This is a genomic window from Sulfitobacter sp. HI0129 (assembly GCF_001635395.1).
In the GTDB taxonomy this organism is placed as follows: Bacteria; Pseudomonadota; Alphaproteobacteria; order Rhodobacterales; family Rhodobacteraceae; genus Sulfitobacter.
On sequence record NZ_LWGH01000879.1, the window covers coordinates 1 to 729 of the forward strand.

A 729-nucleotide genomic window follows, 5' to 3' on the forward strand; every position below is an offset into this window, starting at 1 on the left:
GCCGATGGACCAGCAGCCGGTGGACAGCGTCTTTCCCGCCATGGCGCAGGCCATCATCGCCTCTGACGACACGATCGAGGAACGCCCCGAGGTGGTGCAGGGCTTTGTCGACGCGGTGCTGCGCGCGGTGCGCGACATTTCGGACGATCCGGCTGCCGCCGCCGCGCAATACGTCGCGCTTGTCCCGCAGCATTCCGAAAACCTCGCCGGGATCGAGGCGGTGATGCGGGCCTATGCCGAACTGATCTACCCCGAGGGGGAGAACCAGCCGCTTGGTGCTTTCGATCCCGAACGGATCAAGGCGGTTCAGGACTTCTACGTCGAGGCGGGCATCGTGCGTAACGCCGTCCCGGTGGAGGAGCTTTACACAAACGAGTTCATCAAATGACCGAAGTCAGCCAGGCCGTGGCCGGGAGAAGCGTCCCGGCCACCTCGGCCCCCGCCAGAGTTGGACCCCGTCTCATGCGTCTTGCCAATCCCACCGTCGCGAGCCTGATCCTGCTGGTCATCGTGCTGCTTGCTTGGGAATTCCTTCCCACCGCGCTGGATGTGCCGAAGTTCATCATTCCGACGTTGTCGGACTGCCTTGCCGAACTGGCGCGCATGTGGGCCTACGAGGGGCTTTTGGGTCACTTCCTGTCCACCGCGCTTTATACCGTGCTGGGCTTTATCGTGGGCAGCCTGCTGGGCGCGGTGCTGGGATATCTTCTGGGCATGTCCGCCTTCTGG

General features: G+C 63.8%; 2 protein-coding genes. Both read left to right on the forward strand.

Annotated elements, in window-relative coordinates:
- Positions 1-388: ABC transporter substrate-binding protein (locus A3764_RS20535; protein WP_161487521.1), on the forward strand; the 388-nt coding region annotated here is incomplete at its 5' end.
- A 74-nt stretch (positions 389-462) separates the two neighbouring features.
- A partial coding sequence (locus tag A3764_RS20540) for a hypothetical protein (protein ID WP_236628271.1) occupies positions 463-729 on the forward strand: 267 nt, incomplete at its 3' end.